We start from the raw sequence: 24,531 nt of genomic DNA, 5'->3' as shown, positions 1-24,531 counted from the left end.
CCAAACAAATATTCACTGAGGAGTACCATGGACATTCCTGCAACGATGCGCGCCGCAGTCCTCCGGGCTCCCGGAGAACCGCTGTCGATCGAGACCATCCCCACACCGCGCCCCCGCGCCAACGAGGTGCTGCTGAAGGTGGCGGCCTGCGGCCTCTGCCACTCGGACCTCCACGTGCTCGGAGGCGCCATCGCCTTCCCCACGCCCTGCGTGCTGGGGCACGAGGTGTCCGGCACCATCGTCGAACTGGGCCCCGGCATGCTCAGCGGCGAACTCGCCGTGGGGCAGAACGTCGCCGGCGCCTTCCTGATGCCGTGTGGCCAGTGCAAGGCGTGCCGCGCCGGCCGCGACGACCTCTGCTACCCGTTCTTCCAGCTCAACCGGCTCAAGGGCGTCCTGTACGACGGCGAGACCCGACTCTCGGACCGCGACGGGAATCCCATCTGGATGTACTCCATGGGCGGCCTGGCCGAGTACTGCGTCGTCCCGGCCACGTCGGTGACACCGATCCCGGACAACCTCTCGCCCAAGAACACCGCGATCCTCGGGTGCGCCGCCATGACCGCCTACGGCGCCGTGCGCCGCGGAGCCGACCTCCGGTTCGGGGAGACGGTCGCCGTCGTCGCCACCGGCGGCGTGGGCAGCATGATCCTCAAGTTCGCCAAGGTGATGGGAGCCCGCCAGGTCATCGCGCTGGACGTCGACGACGACAAGCTGACGGCGGCGAAGGCCATGGGCGCCACCCACACGGTCAACCTCAAGCACAGCGATGCCCGCGAGGCCGTGATGGAGATGACCGGCGGCTACGGCGTCGACGTGGCGTTCGAGGCGCTGGGCCGGCCCCAGACCTGGAACACCGCCCTGGACATCCTGGCCGACGGCGGCCGCATGGTGCCGATCGGCCTGGGCGCTGGCGTGCAGTCCGCGGAGGTGCAGATCAACCGCACCGTCCGTCGCAGCCAGTCGATCATCGGATCGTACGGCGCCCGCACCCGCGTGGACCTGCCGGCCGTGGTGGACATGGCCGATCGGGGGCTCATCGAGGTCGACGACGTGGTCAACCAGGTCTTCAGCCTCGACGACGTCAACCTCGGCTACGACAAGCTGCGCGCGGGCACCATGTCCGGCCGTGGCATCGTGGACATGAGCCTCTGACAGCGCTCGAACCCGGACACGACGACGGGGCGGTCACCTTGGAGGGTGACCGCCCCGTCGTCGTGGGGGAGTGGCTCAGGCCAGGGCCTTCAGCGCCTCGAACGACCTCGCCGCGTTGTTGATCGGGCCGCCGACGGCCGGGGGCTCCTCATCGAGCATGATGTCCTGCTCCAGCACCCAGTAGCCGTCGAAGCCCGCCTGGTTCAGGAGACGCACGATGGCCGCGAAGTCGATGTCGCCGTCGCCGATCGGCACGAACATCCCGCCCTTGATGCCCTGGGACCAGTTGATCTCCCCGGGCAGCAGCTTGGCGGCCATGTCCATGCGAACGTCCTTGGCGTGCACGATGCCCACCCGGTCCGCGTACTTGGCCACGAGCGCGACCACGTCGGCGCCGCCGCAGGCGAGGTGGCCCGTGTCGAGGCAGAGGCCGACGGTGGAGTTGTCGAGCACGCGCTCCACCTCGTCGACGTTCTGCACCATGGTGCCCCAGTGGGGGTGGAGGACGGCGGTGACGCCCTTGGCCTTGCAGACCTCGCTGATCCGGCTGAGGTTGGTGAACAGCGTCTGCCAGCCCTGCTCGTCGAGCTCGGGGCGGGCGTCGTAGCCGTCCTGGCCGGAGTCCGCCGCCAGGACGAGGAACTCGCCGCCGGCGATTTCGAAAGCGCGCAGCTCGGCCTCCACCATGGGGATGGGGTCGAAGTCGGGGTCGTGCATGACGGCGAGGAAGAAGGCGCCGACCGGCTTGAGGCCGAACTCGGAGACGACGGCGGCCCGCTCCTCGGCGTCGACCGGCAGCCAGCCCTGGGGGCCGAACTCGGTGGCGGTGAGGCCGATCTCCTTCATCTCGGTGAGCACACGCTCGGGTGACATCTGGTAGCCCCAGCCCGGTACCTCGCATACTCCCCAGCTGATGGGTGCGCCAGCAATCTTCATGTGCAGCTCCTTCGCGGCAGAGCCGCCGTGCGCGACTCGATGGAACCATTATGTCCTGCCAAAGTCTGTTCGTGAAGCCGCCCCTGGGTTGCGTCGTCCGGGGGCGTTGAGCCTGACACGGCCCTCGGTGAAAGGTGTTGAGCCGGAATCGGCTCTCAACTCCGGAATCGCCGATATTGAACGTTCATACTGGCGCGGAAGCAGTCTCAGGCTCAGCGCACTTCATTGAGATGCGTGTCAGGCTCAACGTCCCCTGTTGAGAGCCGTGTCAGGCTCAAGGCATAGTCCGCGAGGGGGTGCCCCCGGTTCGGGCGGACGACGGCGGGCGCGCGTTAGCCGACCCCGCGTTGCACCTTGACTCCCTTATGTGCTGACATTGATTCTGCCGTGCGCTGTTGCCCGGCCTGACCCAAGGAGTACACATGATCCGCTTCGCGATCATCGGGGCCGGACGCATCGGCCAGGTCCACGCGCGAGCCATCGCTTCCCACCCGCAGGCACAGCTGGTGCTGGTCTACGACGCCTTCGAGGCGCCCGCCAAGAGCCTCGCGGAAGCGTACGGGGCCCGGTACACCCTCAGCGTCGAGGACGTCTACAGCGCAGACGACGTCGACGCCGTGATCATCGGTTCGCCCACCGCCCTGCACGTCGAGCAGATCCTCGGCTCCGTCAAGGCCGGCAAGCGCGTGATGTGTGAGAAGCCCGTGGCGCTGGGCATGGACGAGGCCCTCAGGTGCCAGGAGGAGCTCGGCGCCGAGGCCACGCGCGTCATGCTGGGCTTCAACCGTCGCTTCGACCCGTCGTTCGCCGAGGTCAACGCCCGTGTCGCGGCCGGGGAGATCGGCGCGCTGCAGCAGCTGACCGTCACCTCCCGCGATCCTCAGGGCCCCCCGGCCAGCTACGTCGCCGGCTCGGGCGGCATCTTCAAGGACATGACCATCCACGACTTCGACATGGTCCGCTTCTTCCTCGGCGACATCGTCGAGGTCAGCGCCTTCGGCACCAATGCCGACGAGGAGATCAAGGCCGCCGGTGACTTCGACCAGGCCATGGTGCTCCTGCGCAACGCCGACGGCGCCCTGGCCACCATCGTCAACTCCCGCACCTGCGCGTACGGCTACGACCAGCGCCTCGAGGCGTTCGGGGCCGACGGCGCCCTCTCGGCCGACAACCTCACCGCCACGTCGGTGCGGGCCGCGACGGCCACGCAGACCGACGCCAGGGGACCGGTGCTCAACTTCTTCCTGTCCCGCTACGAGGCCGCCTACCGTGAGGAGCTCGGTGCCTTCATCGACGCCGTGGTGGCGGACGCCGACGTGTCGCCCAACGTGATCGACGGCGTCGAGGCGCTCAAGCTCGCCGAGGCGGCCACGGTCAGCGCGCGCGAGGGTCGCACCGTCCGCCTCTGACGGCGGTCTATCGCTGGCTGAGCTGCCGCGGGGGCCTTCTATCGCTGGCTGGGGTGTCGCGGGCGGCCTTCCATCGCTGGCTGAGGTGCCGCGTAGCGGCCTTCTTTCGCTGGCCGAGCTGCCGCGGGGGCCTTCTATCGCTGGCTGGGGTGTCGCGGGCGGCCTTCCATCGCTGGCTGAGGTGCCGCGTAGCGGCCTCGAAGCCTAAGAAACGTGAGCTGACAAGGTACGTTTCTTAGGCTTCGAGGCTCGTCGCTTCGCTCCTCGCACCTCAGCCAGCGGGCTCGGTCTCAGGCGGGTTCTTCTGGGTGCCCCTCGGGCTGGGCATCCCTGCGCCCAGCCGACCTGCCGTCCCCCACCCTCGTGCGCGCCTCACGTTTGGTCTGGTGGCCAATCAGCTCGGAATGCGCTGTGCAGAGAGGCGACCGCTGAGCGTTCGCCTCAGCGGTGCTGCCCCAGCCATCCAGCTGGGGCTCTGTCGCGTCACGTGGTCGGGTGAACTCCTGAGTGTCACTTCTGGGCTCGACTACGGCATCAGAAGTGACATTGAGGCGGGAACGGGTGTTGCCCACGAGGGTGGGGGACGGCGGGGCGGCTGCGCGCAGTGTTGCTCAACCCGACGATCGCCCAATTGGCGTCCCGCTTGGGCAGACTCGCTCCAGGGCCGCCCTGCCGGCGCCCGCCCGGGACCGGCCACGCCACAGCGGAACCAGTGTGGGGAGACGTGGGACGAGGCTCGGGCGGCCTCAACTACCCGACCACCGACAATCGGGCGCCCGACGATGCGACGGGGGACAAGGGCCGCACGGGCCTCGTGTCAGGGCTCCCGCACCGTGCGCGAGTCGGTTTCGACGCGGGCTGCGCCGCTGCGCGGGCTGCGCCGCTGCGCGGGCTGCGCCGCTGCGCGGGCTGCGCCGCTGCGCGGGCTGGCCCGGCTCAACCAGCGGGGGGTGGCCGCTCGGACCTCGTGGCAGGGTCAGTCGGTGTCGTCGGTGGAGGTCACGTAGTCACCCCACTGCTCGATCTTCCACCCATCGGTGGTCGACCCGTTGAGGACGATCCACTGCGTGTTGTGCAGCGGGTGGGCGTTCTCGAACCCGATCGACGGGTCCTGCGAGATCGCCCAGACGCGCAGGGCCGCGCCGTGGCTGACCAGCGCCACCACCTCGTCGCCCGCCTGCTCCATTGCGGCGACGGCGTTGGTGAAGCGCGTCATGAACTGGCGTGCCGTCTCGCCGCCCTCGAGCCCGACATCGAGGTTGTCCGGCGCCCACGTGTTGAGCATGCCCACGTACACGCTCCAGTCGGTGTTCATCTCCTCGACGCCGGCCGCGATCTCCTGGATGCCGTCGGTGATGATCAGCTCCAGCTCTCGCGCCCTGGCCAGCGGCGTAGCGGTCTGCTGGGCCCGGGTCAGGGTGGAGGCGTACAGAGCGTGGATCTCCTCGTGCGCGATGGCCTCCACGAGAGCCTCAGCCTGCGCCAGGCCGTTGTCGTTGAGCGGCGCCCCGGGGAAGGCGGTGTCCAGCTGGCGGTTGACGTTGCTCTCGGTCTCTCCGTGGCGGATCAGGATCAGGCGCATGCCTCCACCGTAGCCGGAGCATGCGACAGGGGCGGAGCCACCCGGCCCCGCCCCTGCAGCGTGTGGAAGACGACTAGCGGTTCTTGCGCTCGTCGATGATGACCGCGATCACGATGATGGCGCCCTTGACGACCATCTGCATGAACGGGGAGACGTTCATAAGGTCGAGGCCGTTGTTGATGACGCCGATGATCAGTGCGCCGACCACCACGCCCCACACCACGCCGATGCCGCCGTTGAAGGACACGCCGCCGATGACCGCCGCGGTGATGGCGTCCAGCTCGAGCATGACGCCCAGCGTGGGCTGGCCCGAGCCGATGCGCGCCGCGAGGATCATGCCGGCGAGGCCGGCGAGGATGCCGATCAGGGTGTAGATGAGGAACTGCACCTTGCCGATGCTGATGCCGGAGACGCGGGCGGCCTGCTCGTTGCCGCCGATGGCGTAGGTGTGCCGGCCGAAGCGGGTGCGGTTGAGGACCACCCAGATGACCAGCGCGACCAGGAGGAAGATGATCATCGGGACCGGGATGCCGAGGATGGCGCCCTGGCCGAGCCAGTTGAAGCCGTCGGCGAGGTTGGAGACGGGGCGTCCGCCGGTGTAGATGTTGGCGAGGCCGCGGGCCGCGGTCATCATGCCGAGGGTGGCCACGAACGGCGGGATCCGGAAGTACGCCACGAGCGTGCCGACGATCGCGCCGACGATGGCGCCGACGAGCAGGCCCACAAGAACCGAGACGAAGATCGGAAGCGGCGGGAGGCCGGGGAGCAGCATGCTGTCGCTCTGGACCTGGGCGAGGCTGGCCGAGACCACGGCCACGAGTGCGACGGTGGAGCCGACGGACAGGTCGATGCCCTTGGTGATGATGGCGAACATCATGCCCAGCGCGACGATACCGATGGGGGCCACCTGCACGACGACGTTGATCAGGTTCTGCGCCCGCAGGAACGTGCCGCCTGTGACGAGGGTGAGGATCACCATGAAGGCGATGAGGATGAGCAGAATGGCGTACTTCTTGATGGCCGCCGTCGCGTCGAACTTCGGTTTGGCCTCAACAGTGGTGTCAGACATGAGTAGTGGTTCCTTCCTACGCGGCCGCGGTGCCGCCGGTGGCGAGTTGCATGATGGACTCCTGGTTGGCCTCCGCGCGGGAGAGCTCACCGGAGATGCGGCCTTCGTGCATGACGATGACGCGGTCGCTCATCCCGAGCACCTCGGGCAGCTCGGACGAGACCATGATGATGGCCTTGCCCTGCTGCGCGAGCTGCGACATGAGGCGGTGGATCTCGCTCTTGGCGCCCACGTCGATGCCTCGCGTGGGCTCGTCGATCATGAGGATCTCGGGGACGGTGAGCAGCCAGCGCGAGATGAGCGCCTTCTGCTGGTTGCCGCCGGAGAGGTTCTTGATCAGCTGTTCGAGCGTGGGGGTCTTGATGCGCAGCGCCTGGCGCTGGGCCTCGCTGTCCTTCTTGATCTGGGCCATGTTGAGGAAGCCCTTGGGGCTGTACTTCGGCAGCGCGGCGATGGTGATGTTGTCGCGCACCGACAGCACGCCCATGATGCCGTTGAGCTTGCGATCCTCCGTGAGCATGCCGATCCCCGCCGCGATGGCGTCCTTCGGCTCCCGCACGGTGAGCCGCTTGCCGTCGACGTAGATCTCGCCGCTGTCGGCGGTCTCGATGCCGAAGATGGTCTCCAGGACCTCGGTGCGTCCCGCGCCCATGAGGCCGGCGAAGCCGAGGATCTCGCCGCGGCGCACCTCGAAGCTGACGTCGCGGACGAGCCGGCCGCGGTTGAGGTTCTTCACTGACAGGACCACTTCGCCGATCTCAGCGTCGAGCTTCGGGAAGAGGCTGGTCAGTTCGCGGCCCACCATCAGCTGGATCAGCTTGTTGCGGTCCAGCTCCTTGGCGGGAAGGGAGACGACGTGCTTGCCGTCGCGGAAGACGGTGATGTCGTCGGAGATCTTGAAGACCTCGTCCATCTTGTGGGTGATGTAGACGATGGCCACGCCGAAGTCGGTGAGCCGCTTGATCATCTTGTGGAGGTGGTCCACCTCGCGCTCGGGGATGGCCGAGGTGGGCTCGTCCATGATGATGATCTTGGCGTCGTAGCTGATGGCCTTGGCGATCTCCACCATCTGCTGGCGGGCCACCGTCAGGTCCTTCATCTTGGCGCGCGGGTCGATCTTCATGTCCCACTCGTCGAACAGTTCCTGGGTCTTGCGGATGATGAGCTTGGGGTCCAGGAGGCCGAACTTGCCACGCTGTTCGCGGCCGAGCCAGATGTTCTCCGCCACCATCATCTCCGGCACGGGGGACAGCTCCTGGTGGATCATGGAGATGCCGTGCTCGAGGCCGTCCTTGGTGTCCTTGAACTTCACCAGGTCGCCGGCGAGTTCGACGGTGCCCGCGTCCGGGGTGTACATGCCGATCAGGCACTTCATCAGCGTGGACTTGCCAGCGCCGTTTTCACCCATGAGCGAGTGGACGGTGCCGCTCCGTACGTCGAGTTGCACGCCGTCCAGGGCCACCACGCCCGGAAAGGTCTTGCGGATGTCACGCATCCGCAGAATTACCTCTTGCATTTCTTCCAATCTCCCTGCGAAGGGGGTGGCCGGGCCGGTCATCGCGCCCGGCCACCCGTGGGGGTCACTTCTCGAAGTCGGCCATGTTGTCAGGCGTGACGAGCTGGTACGGCACGTCGATGACGCCGGCGACCTTCTCGCCGTTGTACAGGTTGATGATCGAGTCCACGCCACCGGCGCCCTGACCGGCGGCATCCTGGAACACGGTGACCTCGAGCTCGCCGGCCTTCATGGCTGCCAGCGCGTCGGCGGTGGCGTCAACGCCGCCCACCAGCACGTCGTCGAGCTTGCCGGCGTTCTTCAGCGCCTGGATGGCGCCGAGGGCCATCTCGTCGTTGTTGGCGCAGATGATGTCGATCTCGTCGCCGGACTGGATCCAGTTCTCGGTGATGGCCAGGCCCTCTTCGCGGTACCAGTTGCCGGCCTGCTCGCGCAGGAGCTCCATGTCCGGGTACTCCTCGAGGATCTGCTTGCAGCCCTCGGTGCGGTCACGTGCGGCCTCGTTGGCGGGGTCGCCGATGAGGATGCCCACCTTGCCCTTGCCGTCTGCGAGCTCGGCGAGTGCCTTCATCTGCAGCTGGCCGGCGACGAGGGAGTTGGAGCCCACGTAGGGCACGCCCACGGGGAGGTCCGAGGGGCGACGGTTGACGTAGACGAGCGGGATCTCGGCGTCCTGGGCCTTCTCGGTCATGGGGCCGGCAGCGTCGGTGTCCACCGGAATGATGATGATGCCGTCAAGGCCCTGGGAGATGAAGTTCTCGACCTGGCCGAGCTGGACGTCGGCCTTCTCCTGGGCGGCCACGATGGTCACCTCGACGCCCGCCTCAGCGGCGCGCGCCTCGATGCCGTCGGCGACGGTCTGCAGGAACTGGTCCAGGATGGGGAAGGTGACGCCGATCTTGATGGTCTCGCCGTCGGCGGGCTTGACCACATCGCTGGGCTCGTAGGCCACTGTCTCGATGGCCTCCGACGAGGGGGCGTCCGAGCCTTCGGCCGCGGTGGTGGAGGGGGTGCTGGCGGTGGTGCCGCAGGCACTCAAGGCGAGGGCACCGGCGGCCAGCAGGCCGACGAGCTTGATTCCTTGCTTCATTGCAGTCTCTCTTCCGAGGTGGGTGCGGGTGTCTGGTGACCCCGCAGGGAGGAGCGTCGCATCGTCGCGACACAGTCATGATGGCTTGGATTGAAGATCTATGTCAAGACAAAGATCCACTTGTTATCAGTTTGTTGCGAACTCGGATTCCAGGCGCTCGCGCATCCGGATGTGGATGGCGTCAGCGTCCTCCTCCCAGCCGAACACGCACACCGACAGGCGGCCGTCGTACTCGACCTCGCGCAGGTAGCCGAACACCTCGTCCCACGGGACCTCGCCGTTGCCGATCTCGTTGTGCTGGTGGATGCGTGCGTCTACGCCCGGAGGGTTGATGATGTAGCGGTTGCCGACGTTGGCCAGGTGGTTCCAGACGTCCGCGACGTGGACGTGGCGCAGGCGTTCCCCGGCGTACTCCATCAGTTCCCGGGGGTTGCTCTTCCCCTGGGACAGGTGGAACAGGTGCGGAAGGCAGAACTGGTAGTTGAACCAGTCCTTGTTCACACCGCGGACCACCTGCACCGCGCGGTCGTTTGTCTCAACAAAGTCGTAGGGATGGGCCTCGACGACGCACTCGATGCCGCGCTTCTCGAAGTCCGGGATCAGCTCCTCGATGGAGCGGTAGAACTGGTGCTCGCTGGCCAGGGGTCGCGTGGGGTCCCCGGAGAACTCGGTGGCGATCATCGGCACCTCCAGCTCCTCGGCGATCTCGAGCAGCCGCCGCCAGTTGCGCACCTGCGCCTGACGCTCCTGCTCGTCGGGGGAGGCCCAGTTGAAGACGGGGTTGAAGGTCTCGATCTTGACGCCGGTGGCCTTCATCGCCTTCTTGACGCGGGTGATCTCGGCGTTGTCCACCTTGGGGTAGTGGTGCCACTCGTGGAAATCGGCGCGCGGTGAGAGCTCGATGTAGCCGTAGCCGAGGTCGGCGGCCTTCTCGCACTCCTGGGCGACGGTGAGGTGGGGGTGGTACATGGAGGGGTCGAGCAGGATCTTGACCATGACGGCTTCCTTGGCGTGCTGGGCGGGGGTGGAGCGGGGAGAGGAGCGCGAGACGGAGAGCGGGTGCCCGCCCGGGGGCGGGCACCCGTCAGGTCACGCGTAGAGGGCGGGACGCTCCATCATGGAGATCGGCACTTCGCCGTCCTCCGTCAGGGCCTTGACCCCGGCGTCGCAGACCACGGCGGCGGCGTAGCCGTCCCAGGAGCTGGAGCCGGTGTGGCGATCCGCGGCGGCCGCGGTGATCCACTCCTGGACCTCGGTGACGAAGGCCTGGCCGAAGCGCTGGTTGTGGTCCATGGTGAGCCGGTTGTGGCGTCCGAGCTTGTCGGCGCGATGCACCAGTTCCTGGTCGCCCAGCCGGACGATGCCCTGCTCCGCCACCAGCTCGCACTGGATGTCGTAGCCGTACTGGCAGTTGACGAACACCTCGTCGTCGACGCGTACGCCGGACTCGGTGGTGAGGATCAGCACCAGCGGATCCTGCAGATGCGGATACCGCAGGGAGGTCTTCTTCGGCTTGTCGACGCGGGCGGAGACGAACTCCTCGCCGAGCAGCCAGCGCATGGTGTCGATCTCGTGGATGGCCGTGTCGTTGATGGCCATGTCCCACGTGTACATCTCGGGCACGGTGGGGTTGCGGTGCGCGTTGTGCACCATGAGGGCCTCGCCCACCTCGCCGTCGTCGAGGATCTTCTTCATCTCGCGGTACGAGGCGTCGAAGCGGCGCATGAAGCCGACGGTCACCAGCTTCTTGCCGGCCTCCTGCTCGGCGTCCATGATCTCGACGCACTCTGCCGCCGTCGGCGCCAGGGGCTTCTCGCAGAACACGTACTTGCCGGCCTTGATGGCGGCGATCACGTCCGGCTTGTGGGCCGGGCCGTAGCTGGCGATCATGATGGCGTCCACCTCGGGCGAGGCGATGAGCTCGGCGCTGCTCGCGAAGGCCGTGCCGCCGATCTGCTCGGCCACCGCGGCTGCGTTGTCCGGGTTGACGTCGCTGACGGCCACCACGCGGCCGCCGGAGATGACGGTGTGGATGCGCTCGATGTGCGCCTTCCCCATGCCGCCGGGGCCGATCATTCCGATACGAAGGGTCATGTGAGTCAGTCTTTCGCGGATCAGAGGAGGCCGAGGCCGCAGGAGGCCAGGAACTCGCGGGTCTTGATGGCGTTGGGGAGGGGATAGCCGGGGTCGCAGCCGAACATGTCCTGCTCGGTGATGACGTAGAGCTCCTTGTTGAGGTCCGCGAGGGCCTCGACCAGGGTCGGCATGTCGGGCTCGCCCTCCGGCGGTGCGACGGAGCAGCCGGCCTTGACGGCCTTCACGAACGGCCAGTCCTCGTCGTGGGCCTGCTTGACCAGCTTGGGGTCCATGGCCTTGATGTGGACGTAGGAGATGCGCTCCGGGTAGTCCTGGATGAGCGCGATGTTGTCGGCCATGCCGTAGACGATGTGGCCGGTGTCGAGGCAGAAGCCCACGTACTCGGGGTCGGTGGCCTGGAAGATGCGGTCGATGTCCTCGCGGGTCTCGATGTGCGAGTCGCCGTGGGGGTGCAGCACCATCTTGAGGCCGTAGTCCTCCTTCATCATGCGGCCGAGGCGGTTCGCGTTGTTGATGTAGAGGTCCCAGGCGGCGCCGTCGAGGTGGCGGTCGTCGGTGAAGTCACCGGTGATCTCGTCGCGGAACATGGGGGGCAGGTGCACCACGTACTCGGCGCCGACGGCGGCGTGGGTCTCGCCCACCGCGCGGAAGGTCTTCTCGGTGTCCGCCCACGCCTCCTCCTTGTGGAGGATGCCCCAGGCGGTGCCGGCGACGACGCGGAAGCCGCGCTTGCCCATCTCCTCCATGAGGCGCTTGGGGTCGGTGGGGAAGTAGCCGAACGGCCCGGTCTCCATCACGGAGAAGCCGGCCTCGGCCATCTCGTCGAGCGCCTTCTCCCACGGGATCTGGTCGGGGTGCTCGGGGAACCACACGCCCCACTGGTCGGGGCAGACTCCAACCGTCAGCTTGGAGTAGCGCGGGTCTGTGTTGCGGCTCTTGTCGACAGCCATCGTCATCCTTTCGGGTTGCTCATCCTTGAGCGTGCCCTCAGCCTAGATCCCGGTCTTTGTACTGTCAATAGGGGGTCCGGATAACGTTTGTCTGGTTCTATGCCGTCCGTATGGCGCTCAGTTGTCTGCACATTGACCGCGCGGGGCGCACGCTCAGCGGCCCGCCGCGACGAGGGAGTTCAGGGTGGCGACGTCGAACCCGGGCCGCTCGGGGCGGTTGGTCATGAGGGTCCAGGCGAGCCCCGCCGTCGGGTTGATCCAGAACTCGGTGCCCGACCAGCCCGCGTGGCCGAACACCCCGTCGGCCGCACCCCAGCCGGGGAGCTTCCATGTGAAGCCGTACTGGTCGCCGTCGTCCTGCGGGAGCGGCTCATGCACCGGGACCCCGACGGTGAGCGGGCGTCGCGTCAGCTCCAGCGTCTCCGGCCGCACGACGGCGCCATCGCCGCGCAACAGTGAGGAGCCGACGGCGAGCAGGTCCTCGGCGCGCGCGATCACGCCCGCGCCCGGGTGGTGCTGCGCCGCGAACCTGTCCATGTGGAACCCGTCGAGGCCCAGGACGGGCGGCGGATCCGCGGCCTCGTCGAGCGTGAACCGGGTGCCGAGCGTCGAGTTGAGCCCCGCCAGCCCCGCCTCCCACGTGGCGCCGGAGGCGTGCTCGATGAGCGCCGCGATGCCCTCGAAGGCCAGCGACGAGTAGCGGCGCAGCGTGCCGACGGGAGTGTCGCGGCCGGCGCTCAGCAGGGCTTCGCGCAGTGGGCGCGGGTCGTCGAGCTCAGGCTCGGTGATGCCCGAGGTGTGTGAGGCGAGGTGGCGGAGGCGCACCACGTCGTCGCGGTGGCTGCCGAACCCGGGGAGGGCGTCGGCCAGCGGCGTGTCCAGCGTCAGGGTCCCGCGCTCCAGCTCGCGGGCCGCGAGCAGGCCGACGAGGGGCTTGGTGATCGAGAAGAGCCGGAAGTGGTCCGCCGTGCGGATCGCGCGCGTGCCCGATGAGCCGAAGGCCTCGAGCTCCACCACCCCGTCGGCGGTGGCCACGCCCAGCACCGCGGTGGGCAGCCCACCGTCGTCGACAAGGCCGGACACGTAATCGAGCGCGGCGGAGAAGGGGCCGGAGGGTGTGGTGGTGGTCATGCTTCGCCTCGCGCGGATAAGGGAGGGACAACGCTTGCCCCCGGGCATCCTAGCGCCGGCTGATCGGGTCCGTCGGCCGGCGGCCCTGAACGCGTCGACAACCCCAGGGCGGCGCGTCCTCAGGACAACGATTCCACGGACTTGGCTACCCCAAACGCCCATGTCTACGGTCTTTGTCCTGTCAACATTACCGAACCGTTACCAGAATTCCTCCGGCGGGCTCTTGCAAAAACGTTTCAAGCGGTGTTAGCTTTTGGGAAGGCGCTTTCCAAGCGTGGCGGACAACCAGATGCCCGTGACGCGCCACACCAGAACGACGACGTTCCGACCGAGAGGACACCTGATGTTCCCCAAGAAGCGAGCCATTGCGGCGCTGTTCGCGAGCACGGCACTCGCCCTGACCGCCTGCGGCAGCGGCGGCGGAGAGACCGCCCCCGAGGCCACCGAATCCTTCGACCCGCAGGCCGCGGTGTCGCTCAACTTCACCTGGTGGGGCAACGACGACCGCGCCGCCCGCTACGAGAAGCTGATCGCCGCGTTCAACGAGGAATACCCCAACATCGAGATCAACGGCACCTTCACCGACTTCCCCTCCTACTGGGAGAAGAAGCAGACCGAGGCCGCCGGCGGCGGGCTGCCTGACGTGTGGCAGTTCTCCGACAGCTACCTGCGCCAGTACGCCGAGCCGGGCTACCTCCTGGACCTCGGCACGGTCTCGGACTACATCACCATGGACACCTTCGACGACGGGCTCAAGGGCACCGGCCAGCTCGAGGGCGTGCAGTACTCGCTGCCCACCGGCTACAGCACCTGGGCGAACTTCGTCAACGACGACCTCGCAGCCGCGAACGGCGTCGAGGCTCCTGAGGGCGGCACCACGTTCGACGAGTTCATCGACTGGATGGCCGGCGTCACCGAGGCCACCGGCGGCGCCGTCTACGGCGGCACCGACATCACCCAGCGCATCCAGACCTTCGAGCTGGCGCTGCGCGCCGACGGCAAGAACCTCTACACCGACGAGGGCGAGCTCGGCTTCACCAAGGAGGAGCTGAAGGCGTTCTGGGAGTCCGGCGCCGTCATGCGCGACGGTGCGGGCATCCCGCAGAACAAGCTCGAGGAGATGTCCCCGAAGTCCGGCTTCGGCGCCAACCTGACCATCAGCGAGACCAGCTGGAGCAACTTCCTGGGCGGCTACCTGGCCGACTCCGGCGCCGCGTCCATCTCCATGGTTGCGCCCCCCACCGCCAAGGAAGGGGCGAAGGACCTCTACCGCCAGGCTGGCCTGCAGATGGCCATCTCCGAGGGCACCGAGCACCCGGAGGCGGCCGCGCTGTTCCTCGACTTCGTGGTCAACAGCCCTGAGGCCGGCGAGATCTTCGGCACCACCCTCGGCTTCCCCGCCTCCAGCAGCAAGCTCGAAGGCGCCGTGCTCGAGGGCCCGGACAAGCAGGTGGCCGACTTCCTGGCCTCCGTCGAGGACCGCATCGGCGATGCCCCGCCGGTCCCCGTCGTCGGCTACGGCGCCCTGGAGCAGAAGTTCTGGGACCTGGGCAAGGCCCTCGGGCTCGGCGCGGTGACCGTCGACGAGGCCGTCGACCAGTTCTTCGCCGAGGCCGACGTCATCCTCGCCTGAGGGTGAAGACGGACCGATGACCATGACCACCGCACCCAAGAGCGTGGCGTCGACCGCCGCGGACCCGGCTCGCCGGGCCCGCGGCGGGGCCGCCGGCGCCACCACCCCAGCGCCCGCGCCTCGGCGGAGGAGGGCGCTCCAGCGCCGCGAGGACGCCGCCGGGTACCTCTTTCTGACTCCCTGGCTGATCGGATTCTTCGTCCTCACCGCAGGGCCCATGCTCTACTCGCTCTACCTGGCGTTCACGAACTACAGCATCTTCGGCACCACGGAGTTCATCGGCCTCGGCAACTTCGAGCGCATGATGAGCGACGAGGTGTGGTGGGGCTCGGTCCGCATCACGCTCATCTACGTCCTCGTGGGCACGCCCATCAAGCTCGCCGCGGCGCTGGCCGTCGCCATGCTGCTCAACTTCCGCAGCCGCGGCACCGGGTTCTTCCGCTCGGCCTTCTACGCGCCGTCGCTGATCGGCGCTTCCGTGAGCATCGCCATCGTGTGGCGCGCCATGTTCTCCACCGGCGGCCCCGTCGACAGCTCGCTGAGCCTCTTCGGCATCGACATCGGCGGATGGGTGGGCATCCCCGCCCTCATCCTGCCGATGATGATCCTCCTGGCCGTGTGGCAGTTCGGCGCTCCCATGGTCATCTTCCTCGCCGGCCTGAAGCAGGTCCCCGCCGAGCTGTACGAGGCCGCCTCCGTCGACGGCGCCGGCCCCCTCCGCAAGTTCGTCAGCGTCACGCTGCCCATGCTCTCGCCCGTGATCTTCTTCAACCTCCTGCTCGAGATGATCCACGCGTTCCAGATCTTCGCCTCGGCCTACATCATCGGGTCGGGCACCGGAGGCCCGGCCGGAGCCACGAACTTCTACACCGTCTACCTGTACACCAGGGCCTTCACCAACTCGCAGATGGGCTACGCCTCGGCCATGGCCTGGGTGCTGCTCGCCGCCGTCGGCGTGATCGCCTTCATCATGTTCCGCACCTCCAACCAGTGGGTGCACTACTCGGGAGACAAGCGATGACCGCGATCACCTCCGCACCGGACCGGGGCACCGCCGCCCGCACGTCGCGCAGCATGCGCAGCCGTCGCACGTGGTCCACCGTCGTGTGGATCGTGGTGATGATCGTCATGACGGCAGTGGTCCTCTACCCGCTGGCGTGGATGTTCTCGGCCTCGTTCAAGCCCACGGCCGAGTTCGGCTCCAACCAGTCCTTCTTCCCCGAGAACCCCACCATCCAGAACTACTTCAAGGTGATCGAGGGCGTGGGCGGCGTCCCGCTGTGGCGCAACTTCCTCAACTCGTTCATCCTGGCCTCGTTGTCGGTGGTGGGCATCGTGATCTCGGCGTCGCTTGCGGCCTACGCGTTCGCCCGCGTCCGGTTCCGCGGCAGCGGCGTGTGGTTCGCCGTCATGATCGGCACGCTGCTGCTCCCGTTCCACGTGCTGATCATTCCGCAGTACATGCTGTTCCGGCGCCTTGACCTCATCGACACCTTCGTCCCGCTCCTGCTGGGCAAGTTCCTGGCCGTGGAGGCGTTCTTCGTCTTCCTCATCGTCCAGTTCATCAGGGCCCTGCCCCGCGACATGGACGAGGCCGCGCGCATCGACGGCTGCGGCCACTGGCGGATCTTCTGGCTGATCATCCTTCCGCTGATCAAGCCCGCGCTGGTCTCGGCGTCGATCTTCGCCTTCATCTGGAGCTGGAACGACTTCCTCGGCCCCCTGCTCTACCTCAACTCGCCGGACAACTACCCGCTGCCCCTCGCGCTGCGCGTGTTCAACGACCAGACGTCGACCTCGGACTACGGGGCCACCGTCGCGGTCTCGGTGCTGGCGCTGCTGCCCATCCTGCTGTTCTTCATCATCTTCCAGCGCTTCCTCGTGGAGGGCGTCTCGACGCAGGGGCTGAAGGGATGAGGCGGCGCTCCAGGTTCGCGTTGGTCGAGCCCGCCGACGGCAGCGTCCTGCGCTGGCCCGGGGCGTCGTCGGCCTTCACTCTCCTGGGCGAGGTCCTCTGGGTGGGAATCCTGATGGCGTTGGCGTGCGTGCCCGTGGTGACGTGGCCCGCCGCGCTCGCTGCCGGGGCGGCCCACCTGCGCAGGTTCCTGCGCGGAGAGGGGGCGACGGTGGGGCAGTTCTTCGCCGACCTGCGCCTGGCCGCGCCGGGAGGCGCCGCAGTGGGCGTGGCGTCCGTCCTGCTCGGCGCACTCATCGCGCTGGACCTGGGCATCGCCGCCGGAGGGGGGCTCCCGGGCGCCATGCCGATCGCGGTGGCGTTGAGCGCGGCTGCTGGTGTCGCGGCGGTGGTGATCCTGACGGCCGCTGTCTCCTGGCGGCCCGGGCTGAGCTGGAAGGCTCTCCTGACCCAGGCGCCCCGACGTCTGGCCCAGGCCCCCTTCGTCGCGGTGATGACGGCCGTGGCGCTGGGCCTTGCCGTCGTGATCGTGTGGCAGTACCTGCTGCTGCTGGCACCGGCGCTCGGGGTGCTGGCCTTCGCGCTCGTGGCAGTCCACGAGCGCCATTCAGCCTCGCTGGCCGTCAGGGGAGGTGCGGCACCTCGCCCTTGAGGCCCGTCGACGTGACGATGCTGTCCGGCTGGCCGCCGCTGTGCGTGATCGAACGGTCGTCGTCGTGCACCGTCAGCTGCGTGCGGTGATGCCGCAGCGCCTTCGCGACTCGGGGACGGTATCCCTCGAGGTCGAACCACCGTGCGGCAGCGTCGCGGTCGGTGGTCAGGGCCGCGAACGGCAGCCCCAGCTCCTCGGCCGCGGCCCGGCTCAGGTGGTGGGTGCGCACGTGATCGGGGTGGCCGTAGCCGCCGTCGTCGCCGTAGCTCACCACGAGATCGGTGCCCATCTTCCGCAAGAAGGCCGCGATGTCCGCCGTCGCCTCCGCCTCGTCCGCTGAGGTGAGAGACCGTTCGTCGGCCTCGTCCGCGGGGCCGGCGAGACCCTCCGAGACCCACTGCATGCCCGAGTCCAGGTAGCGCCGCGGCTCGTCGGTGGCGCGGGCCGGCGGCATCCCCAGGTAGGCGTGGGCGTGCACGCCCAACGAGTCCAGGGCGCCTGCAAGCTCGGCCTCGCGGCGCTGCTCCAGAGCAGGGGTGCCCGCCAGGTGCGAGAGCGGCCCGGGGACCACGGCACCCATCTCCCCGCGGGTGCAGGTGAGCACGGAGACCCTCAGCCCCTCGTCGACGAGGTGCGCGATGAGCGCCCCGGAGGAGAGGGTCTCGTCGTCCGGGTGGGCGTGGATGAACGTGACGTGCTTGACGGCCCCGTTGGCGATGGCGCGACGGTAGGCCTGGAGGGTGCGGTCCGCCACGTGCTCCCAGGTCATGGACTCGGCGCGTTCGCGGGCGGTGACGCCCATGCCGGTCCGGCGGTCCGGGTCGCGGAGGAGAGCCAGCAGCGCGTCCGCCCAGTCCTGGGGCTCATGCGTGGGGACCAGTTGGCCGGTGTGCCCGTTGCAGATGGCCTCCGTGAGGCCGCCGGCGGCGGCGGCCAGAGTGGGGATGCCGGAGGCGGAGGCCTCCAGCGCCACAAGGCCGAAGGTCTCCGAGTAGGACGGCACGAGCATCACGGAGGCGTGACGCATGATCTGGGCGAAGGACTCGCGGTCCTGGCCGGGCAGGAACGTCACACGGTCCGCGACGCCGCCCGCCTCGACCAGCCTGTGCAGCTCAGCCTCGTAGTCGGCGAAGTCAGCCGACACCTGGCCGACGATGACCAGGTCCGGGCGCTCGTCCTCGGGCAGCAGCGCCAGGGCGTTGATGGCCACGTCGGGCGCCTTCAGCGGCTGGAGCCGCGCGGCGAACAGCACGTAGCCCGGCTCCACGCCTGACGCGGGCACCCACACCTCGCCCGGCCCGGCGGGGTGGAACAGCTCGGTGTCGACGCCGGGGCGCACGATCATCACCTGCTCCGGGTCCGCCTGGCAGCGGCCGATGACGACGGCGGCCTCGTGCCGGCTGACCGCCAGGATCAGGTCCGATTGGGTGGCGCAGTAGACCTCGCCGTCGAGCCGGGCCGGCGACTCGGGCGGCTCGCCGTCGCGGAGGGGCGAATTCGGGTGCGCCGCCACGGAGTGGAAGGTCATGAGGTGCGGGATGCCGGCCTCGCGGGCGAGCGGGATCGCGGCCACGCCGGACATCCAGTGGTGCGAGTGCACAAGATCGAAGCGGTCGAGCGAGCCGAGGTTGGTCCGGAACTCGTCGATGTGTTGGTCAATCTGGCTCTTCGGCAACGGGGTCTGGGGGCCCGCGGTGATGTGGTGGACGATGAGGCCGTCGTCGAGGGTTGCGGTGTCGGGCTGGTCCGGCGAGGAGCGCCGGGTGAAGAACTCGACGTGGGCGCCCGCCCGCTGCAGGGCCTTCGCGAGCGCCCTGATGAGGACGTTCATCCCGCCGGCGTCGGCGGTGCCGGCCCTCTCCGCGGGTGAGGTGTGGAGCGAGATGAAGGCGACGCGCATGAGGTGGACGGTACACGACCGCCGCAGGCCACTGTGCGAGTGGCCTGCGGCGGTAGCGGCAGGATCAGACCTGCACGGGCCCCTTCCTGTCCGCGGGCAGGGGCACGGTCATCTCGGCACCGTCGACGACGAGCGTGGCGGTCGCGGCGGCCGTCGGGTCAGCGTCCTCGAGGTCGACGAAGAGGCGCCGTCCGCCGTCGGTGAGCACGCCCCGCACCCAGACGCCGTCGCCGGGCACGACGCCAGACATGTCCGCGCGCCGCGAGCCGTACAGCACCTCCTTGTTTCCGGCCTGCATCCAGACGCCGAGGTCCTCAAGGGCCCGCCGCTGCAGGTCCGGGAGCGTGCCATCGGCCTTCGGGCCCACGTTGAGCAGGAAGTGTCCTCCCCTGGAGACGATGTCGGTCAGCATCCGGGCAATCTGGTAGCCCGTCAGGTAGTGCCGCTCGTCCTCCAGCTGGTTGTAGGCGAAGGAGTAGCCGATGCCGCGGCAGTTCTCCCAGGCCTTCACCGACTCGTTGTCGAGGTTGTGGGAGTACTCGCTGGTGCGGTAGTCCGAGTGGGTCTGGCCGTAGCGGTCGTTCACCACCCCCGTCGGCACCTTGTCGTAGAAGTAGTTGAACAGGGTGCCGAGGCCGCCGGGCTCGAAGTTCTTCGCGTCGTCCGGCCACTCGATGTCGTTCCACAGCACCTCCGGCGAGTACCGGTCGATGAGGTCGCGGCACTGCATCGCGCAGTAGGCGCCGTACTCGGCGTCCTTGGGTCGTCCGGTGTCATCGACGGACTCCTGGCTGGTATGCGGGGGCAGAGGCCGCACATGCCAGTCGAGGCCACCGGAGTAGTAGACGCCGAAGTGCATGCCTGCCGCGCGGGTGGCGTCGGCGATGGGGCCGATGAGGTCGCGCTTCGGGCCCCGCGCCACGGTGTTGCGTCCGTCGGTGCCCGGGGCGTCCCACAGCGTGATGCCGTCGTGGTGCTTCGTGGTGGGGATGACGTAACCCGCGCCGGCGTGGCGGAACAGCTCGGCCCACGCCGCGGGGTCGAACTTCTCCGCCTGCCAAAGGTCCAGCAGGCCGTCGTAGGGCAGCTCGCCGCACACATCGCGATGATGCTGCTGGGCCGGCGAGCCCTCGATGCGGATGGTGTTGTAGTACCACTCGGAGTAGGGGTTGTGGCGGAACCAGGTCTCCCAGTCGATGGTCCCCAGCGCGCCGATGGGTTCGGCCCAAGCGGGGACCGAGTAGGCCCCCCAGTGGATGAAGATGCCGAACGGGGTGTCCTCGAACCAGTGGGGCAGCTGGCGCCTGGACAACTCGTCGAAGGATGTTGCCGGTGTCATGGTGGATCTCCTTGTCAGCGGCCGCCGAAGCCGCTCATGTTGATGCCTTGGACGAGCTGCTTCTGCAGCGCGACGACGATGATGACTGAGGGGACGACGGCCAGGGTCGAGGCGGCCATCAGCGGGCCCCAATCGGTCCCGCGTTCACCGGAGAACATGGCCAGGCCGAGGGGGACGTTGGCCATGGTCGTGTCATTGACGATGATCAGCGGCCACAGGAACATGTTCCAGTAGTCGACGAACGCGAAGACCGCGACCACGGACATCGGGGCCTTGAGCAGCGGGAGGATCACCCGCACGAAGGTCTGGAACGAGCCCGCCCCGTCGACCTTCGCCGCCTCCTCGTACTCCGACGGGATGCCCATGATGAACTGCCTGAGGAGGAAGGCGCTGAACGCGCCGAACGCGAAGGGCAGGACCAGAGCGACGTAGCTGTCCACGAGCCCGGCCGACCTGAACATCATGTAGAGGGGGATGACCAGCACCTCCTGGGGCAGCACGAGCGTCCCGAGGAACAGCAGGAACAACTGGTCACGGAACCGGAAACGCAGCCGGGCAAAGGCGTAGGCCGACAGCACGCCGACCCCCGCGGTGAGGGCGGCGCCCAGCGTGGCGATGATCAGGCCGTTGACCAGGTAGCGCATGAACGGGACCGCCGTGAACGCGGTCACGTAGTTGCCCCACTCCACCGTCGAGGCCAGCAGGCTCGTGCCTGTGGAGAACACCTCGTTGCTGGGCTTGAGGGAAGTGGCCACCATCCATATGAACGGGAAGATGAAGATCAGGCCGACCACGGCCACCAGGATGCGGCTGATCACAGCGCTGGTCGAGAGGCGGTCACGCATCGTAGGTCACCCTCTTCTGTTGGGAGAACTGCAGGGCGGTGATCAGCATGACGATGACGAACAGCACCCAGGCCAGGGCCGAGGCGTATCCGAGCTTGTCGTAGCTGAATCCGTTCTGGTACAGGTACAGCACCAGCGTGGTCGTCGACGTGCCGGGACCGCCCAGGGTGAGCGTGTACGGCTGGGTGAAGACCTTGAACGCGCCGATCACCGTCATGACCGTGCAGAAGAAGATCGACGGCGTGAGCATCGGCAGCGTGATCCGCATGAACCGCTGGAACGCGCTGGCCCCGTCGATCTGCGCCGCCTCGTAGAGGGACGGGTTGATGGCGTTGAGGCCGGCGGTGAGGACAATGATGTTGTAGCCGATGCCCTGCCACAGCGACATGATGATGAGCGAGGTCATGGCCAGCGGACCGTCGGTCAGCCAGGGCAGGCCCGTCATCCCGAGCGACTCGAGGGCCGAGTTGATCAGCCCGTCGCCGTTGAGCATGAGTTTCCACACCATCGCGTTGGCCACCATGGGGGTGACGACGGGGACGAACATGAGGACGCGCACGATGGTGCCGGTGCGGCCGGTGCTGAGCAGCCAGCGGGCGATCAGGATGCAGACCACCAGGTTGGCGGTGGTGTAGACGGCGGCGAAGAGGACGGTGTTGAGGAGGACCTGCCAGAACAGGGGGTCCTTGGTCACCAGGTCGACGTAGTTCTGGACGCCCACGAACGTGGCATCGCCGAACAGTGGCCAGTTGAAGAGGCTGATGACGAGCGAGGCCAGGAGTGGGACGACGATGAAGAGGAGGAAGCCGGACATGCCGGGGGCCAGGTAGGCGGCCGCCTGGAGGACGTCCGACTTCTTCCTCTTCGTCTTGCGTGCCACCCCGGCCGTCCTGGGGACGGTGGCGGTGGTGGTCATCGGATCAGCCCTGGGCCGACTGCTGGATCTGGGTGAGGATGTCCTCGGCGGACTTCTGGCCGTTGGTGGCCTCGGCGCCGAACTGCATGCTCAGGGTCTGAACCTGGTTCCACGAGGTGGTGGTGACCAGCGGCCCGCCGCCGGCGAGCATGGCCTTGACGGCCTCGAGGTCGCCGGGGGTCTTGTCCTCGGCCCAGTCGGCGACGACCGATTCGATCGAGGGGACGGTGCCGCGGGTTCGGCCGACGGTGCCGATCACCTCAGGTGTGGTGATGGCCATGATGTTCTGGAACGCGCCGTCCTTGTCCTCGCACGTCTTGGCGATGCCGAATCCGGAGCCCTGGATCACCGAGCCGGCCTCGCCGTCGGTGGTCGGGATCACGGCCACGCCGAGCTCGCCTTCCGTCAGTCCCTCCTTGTACGCGGTGTACATCCAGGGCCCGTCGACGACCATCGCGGCCTCGCCGGACATGAACGCCTGCTGGGTGGCGGCCTCCTCGGCGCCGCCGGTGGGCTTGCTGACCTTCTCGACGTTGGCCAGGTCCATCACCCACTGCACGGACTCCATGAAGGTGGGATCGGTGAGCGTCAGGGAGCCGTCGGCGGTGGGGGCTGCACCCTCGGCGAACGCGACGGCGAGCGCCATCGGCGAGATGACGCCGGGGAGCAGGGAGATGCCGTACTTGCCGTCACCGGTGAGAGCCTTGGCGTCGCTCAGGAACTGGTCGCGCGTGTAGCTGGTGGTCGGCTCGTCCAGGCCGGCCTCGGCGAAGGCCGTCTTGTTGTAGAAGAGGACGTTGGGCTCTGCGTCGTAGGGGATGGCCCGGACGGTGCCGTCGACCGTCATGCCCTCCATCATGGCCTGGTTGTACTGGCCGAGGTCGAGGCCGTGCTTGGTGGCCAGGTCGTCGAGGGGCTCCAGGAGGGACTCGAGCTCCTGTGCGCGGGCGGCCTGGGTGGTCATGATGCAGGGGGCGTCGTTGGCCGACATGCGCGTCTTGACCTTGGTCCAGTAGTCCGCGAACGTCGGGCCCTCCAGCGTGAGGTTGAAGTCCGGGTCCTTCTCCTTGGCGGCATCCACGAAGGCCTGCCACTGTGCCCGGTCGTTCTCGTTCGAGATCCAGGCGTACATCGCGTTGGTCTGCGCGCTCGTGTCGCCGCCGGCGTCGCCGCCGCACGCTGAGAGGGCCAGGGCAGAGGCGCCAATCAGGGCCAGGGCGGTGGTGCGGGTGGTGCGATTCACGTCAACTCCTTCGTTGTCGATGCCGACCTGCGGTGGTCGTCATGAGAATGATCACCCGCCGAGGTGACAAATGTCAACGCTAACAATCGAATTTGTTCGTTACGTTAGCGTGCGACAATGGCAACTGAAACGAACAAATACATCGGTTACCGATGCTGTCCCGCCGACGGCGGGCCTGTTGCCGTCGGTTGCCGGTAATCGGTGAGAACGGGTTCAGATCTCGCCCAGGTCTTGGGGGTGTGGGCCGATCGCTGGGGTCGGCCGAGCCCGGAGGTGGCCTGTTCGTCCAACGCGCTCGGCCCCTGCCGTCGGCGCACGCCCGGCCCGGCTAGAGGCGGGAGATCGCCTCGCTGACCTCGTGGCCGAGCGCGCGGGCGTGGTGCTCTGCGGTGGCCGGGTCGCCGTCCGCCACCGCGCGGGCCAGCAGCTCGTGGTGGGCCAGGGCCTCGTCCTCGGGGTGCGCCGGTTGGAGGCCCAGCCGGGTGCGCCCGGCCAGCACCTCGCTGACGGACTCGGTCAGGGCGGCGAACATCTCGTTGCCAGAGGCGGCGAGGAGGAGCGCGTGGAACTCGATGTCTGCGCTGAGGAACTCCTCCCGGTCACCGGCGCCCGACTCGCCCAACCGTCGAAGATCGTCGGCCAGTTCGAGGAAGCGCGCGCGTTGCTCGTCGGTGGCGCGGGCGGCCGCATGGCGCGCTGCTGCAGGTTCGACGGCGGCGCGCAGCTCGGTGAGCGAGCGGAGCTGGGCGTAGTTCGCGTCCGTCTGGAGCCGCCATCCGATGACGCGTGGGCTGAACACGTTCCAGTGCTCGGAGGGGAGGACGGTGATGCCGATCCGCGGGCTGGCGGCAACCAGGGACAACTCCTCGAGGGCGCGCATGGTCTCGCGGGCGACGGTGCGCGACACCCCGAAGCGCTCCGCGAGATCTTGCAGCGTGAAACCGTCCCCGGGCGCCAGGGTGCCGCCGACGATCTCCACACCGACGGTGTCGAGGACCGTGTGCGACAGTGCCGAGCGGGCGATGACCATGGCCAAGGGTAACCTCAGGTGAGGTGCATCAGACAGGTGCGCATCTCATGGTGAGGGGGCGCTGGGAGCGCCCGTGGCGCAATGGTATGATCATTGGGCCGACGAGGACGCGGCATCGTGAGG

The 24,531-nt window shown here is 68.1% G+C and carries 21 protein-coding genes; 6 read left to right on the top strand and 15 right to left on the bottom strand.

Annotated features, from left to right (window positions below; genetic code table 11):
* The first annotated feature begins 27 nt into the window (after nt 1–27).
* The gene (locus ACZK5D_RS14440; RefSeq protein ID WP_463665766.1) at nt 28–1,155 is read left to right on the top strand and encodes a zinc-binding dehydrogenase; all 1,128 of its coding nucleotides are present in this window, start codon (nt 28–30) and stop codon (nt 1,153–1,155) included.
* A gap of 75 nt (nt 1,156–1,230) precedes the next feature.
* Here ACZK5D_RS14440 and ACZK5D_RS14435 read toward each other — a convergent pair whose 3' ends face one another.
* Complete coding sequence (locus ACZK5D_RS14435; protein WP_458995149.1) at nt 1,231–2,091, bottom strand: TIM barrel protein; 861 nt, start codon at nt 2,089–2,091, stop codon at nt 1,231–1,233.
* Between the two features lie 422 nt (nt 2,092–2,513).
* Between ACZK5D_RS14435 and iolG the strand changes: the two genes are divergently transcribed.
* Entirely contained in the window at nt 2,514–3,500 is a 987-nt protein-coding gene (gene iolG, locus ACZK5D_RS14430) for an inositol 2-dehydrogenase (RefSeq protein ID WP_463665765.1), read from the top strand.
* A 976-nt stretch (nt 3,501–4,476) separates the two neighbouring features.
* On the opposite strand, the gene ACZK5D_RS14425 is transcribed toward iolG, so the two are convergent.
* From ACZK5D_RS14425 to ACZK5D_RS14390, 8 genes are all read right to left on the bottom strand, one after another.
* Complete coding sequence (locus ACZK5D_RS14425; protein ID WP_463665764.1) at nt 4,477–5,082, bottom strand: histidine phosphatase family protein; 606 nt, start codon at nt 5,080–5,082, stop codon at nt 4,477–4,479.
* Nucleotides 5,083–5,155: 73 nt separating this feature from the next.
* Complete coding sequence (locus tag ACZK5D_RS14420) at nt 5,156–6,151, bottom strand: ABC transporter permease (RefSeq protein WP_458995146.1); 996 nt, start codon at nt 6,149–6,151, stop codon at nt 5,156–5,158.
* 16 nt (nt 6,152–6,167) lie between these two features.
* Nucleotides 6,168–7,667: a sugar ABC transporter ATP-binding protein gene (locus ACZK5D_RS14415; RefSeq protein WP_458995145.1), complete on the bottom strand. Its 1,500-nt coding sequence runs from the start codon at nt 7,665–7,667 to the stop codon at nt 6,168–6,170.
* A gap of 64 nt (nt 7,668–7,731) precedes the next feature.
* Nucleotides 7,732–8,757, bottom strand: coding sequence for a sugar ABC transporter substrate-binding protein (locus tag ACZK5D_RS14410; RefSeq protein WP_458995144.1), 1,026 nt, complete (start codon nt 8,755–8,757; stop codon nt 7,732–7,734).
* Between the two features lie 126 nt (nt 8,758–8,883).
* Complete coding sequence (locus ACZK5D_RS14405) at nt 8,884–9,753, bottom strand: sugar phosphate isomerase/epimerase family protein (protein WP_458995143.1); 870 nt, start codon at nt 9,751–9,753, stop codon at nt 8,884–8,886.
* 93 nt (nt 9,754–9,846) lie between these two features.
* On the bottom strand, nt 9,847–10,851 hold the full coding sequence (locus ACZK5D_RS14400) for a Gfo/Idh/MocA family protein (RefSeq protein WP_463665763.1): 1,005 nt from the start codon (nt 10,849–10,851) through the stop codon (nt 9,847–9,849).
* Between the two features lie 20 nt (nt 10,852–10,871).
* Complete coding sequence (locus ACZK5D_RS14395; RefSeq protein WP_463665762.1) at nt 10,872–11,804, bottom strand: TIM barrel protein; 933 nt, start codon at nt 11,802–11,804, stop codon at nt 10,872–10,874.
* A 153-nt stretch (nt 11,805–11,957) separates the two neighbouring features.
* A complete protein-coding gene (locus tag ACZK5D_RS14390) occupies nt 11,958–12,935 on the bottom strand; it encodes a serine hydrolase domain-containing protein (protein ID WP_458995140.1) in 978 nt (325 codons plus the stop codon).
* A gap of 343 nt (nt 12,936–13,278) precedes the next feature.
* Between ACZK5D_RS14390 and ACZK5D_RS14385 the strand changes: the two genes are divergently transcribed.
* The 4 genes from ACZK5D_RS14385 to ACZK5D_RS14370 are packed head-to-tail and all read left to right on the top strand — an operon-like array spanning nt 13,279 to nt 17,135.
* A complete protein-coding gene (locus ACZK5D_RS14385) occupies nt 13,279–14,568 on the top strand; it encodes an ABC transporter substrate-binding protein (RefSeq protein WP_463665761.1) in 1,290 nt (429 codons plus the stop codon).
* Between the two features lie 16 nt (nt 14,569–14,584).
* Complete coding sequence (locus tag ACZK5D_RS14380) at nt 14,585–15,589, top strand: carbohydrate ABC transporter permease (RefSeq protein ID WP_458995138.1); 1,005 nt, start codon at nt 14,585–14,587, stop codon at nt 15,587–15,589.
* Complete coding sequence (locus ACZK5D_RS14375) at nt 15,586–16,485, top strand: carbohydrate ABC transporter permease (protein WP_458995137.1); 900 nt, start codon at nt 15,586–15,588, stop codon at nt 16,483–16,485. Before ACZK5D_RS14380 ends, ACZK5D_RS14375 begins: the two co-directional genes overlap by 4 nt.
* A complete protein-coding gene (locus ACZK5D_RS14370) occupies nt 16,482–17,135 on the top strand; it encodes a hypothetical protein (RefSeq protein WP_458995136.1) in 654 nt (217 codons plus the stop codon). The genes ACZK5D_RS14375 and ACZK5D_RS14370 overlap by 4 nt, the downstream gene beginning before the upstream one ends.
* Here ACZK5D_RS14370 and ACZK5D_RS14365 read toward each other — a convergent pair.
* From ACZK5D_RS14365 to ACZK5D_RS14340, 6 genes are all read right to left on the bottom strand, one after another.
* Complete coding sequence (locus ACZK5D_RS14365) at nt 17,107–19,035, bottom strand: glycosyltransferase (protein WP_463665760.1); 1,929 nt, start codon at nt 19,033–19,035, stop codon at nt 17,107–17,109. The genes ACZK5D_RS14370 and ACZK5D_RS14365 overlap by 29 nt on opposite strands.
* Before the next feature lie 64 nt (nt 19,036–19,099).
* Nucleotides 19,100–20,374, bottom strand: a complete 1,275-nt coding sequence (locus tag ACZK5D_RS14360; RefSeq protein WP_463665759.1) for an alpha-L-fucosidase — start codon at nt 20,372–20,374, stop codon at nt 19,100–19,102.
* 14 nt (nt 20,375–20,388) lie between these two features.
* On the bottom strand, nt 20,389–21,219 hold the full coding sequence (locus tag ACZK5D_RS14355; RefSeq protein WP_458995133.1) for a carbohydrate ABC transporter permease: 831 nt from the start codon (nt 21,217–21,219) through the stop codon (nt 20,389–20,391).
* Complete coding sequence (locus tag ACZK5D_RS14350; RefSeq protein WP_458995132.1) at nt 21,212–22,135, bottom strand: carbohydrate ABC transporter permease; 924 nt, start codon at nt 22,133–22,135, stop codon at nt 21,212–21,214. Before ACZK5D_RS14350 ends, ACZK5D_RS14355 begins: the two co-directional genes overlap by 8 nt.
* Before the next feature lie 4 nt (nt 22,136–22,139).
* Nucleotides 22,140–23,378 (bottom strand): ABC transporter substrate-binding protein, encoded by a 1,239-nt coding sequence (locus tag ACZK5D_RS14345; protein ID WP_463665758.1) that lies wholly within the window; start codon nt 23,376–23,378, stop codon nt 22,140–22,142.
* 328 nt (nt 23,379–23,706) lie between these two features.
* Nucleotides 23,707–24,408, bottom strand: a complete 702-nt coding sequence (locus tag ACZK5D_RS14340) for a FadR/GntR family transcriptional regulator (RefSeq protein WP_463665757.1) — start codon at nt 24,406–24,408, stop codon at nt 23,707–23,709.
* Nucleotides 24,409–24,531: the final 123 nt, after the last annotated feature.

It is taken from the genome of Tessaracoccus yangjingae (genome assembly GCF_055326235.1).
The sequence above is the reverse complement of the archived record's forward strand: the minus strand, read 5'-3'. Positions and strand labels throughout refer to the sequence as shown.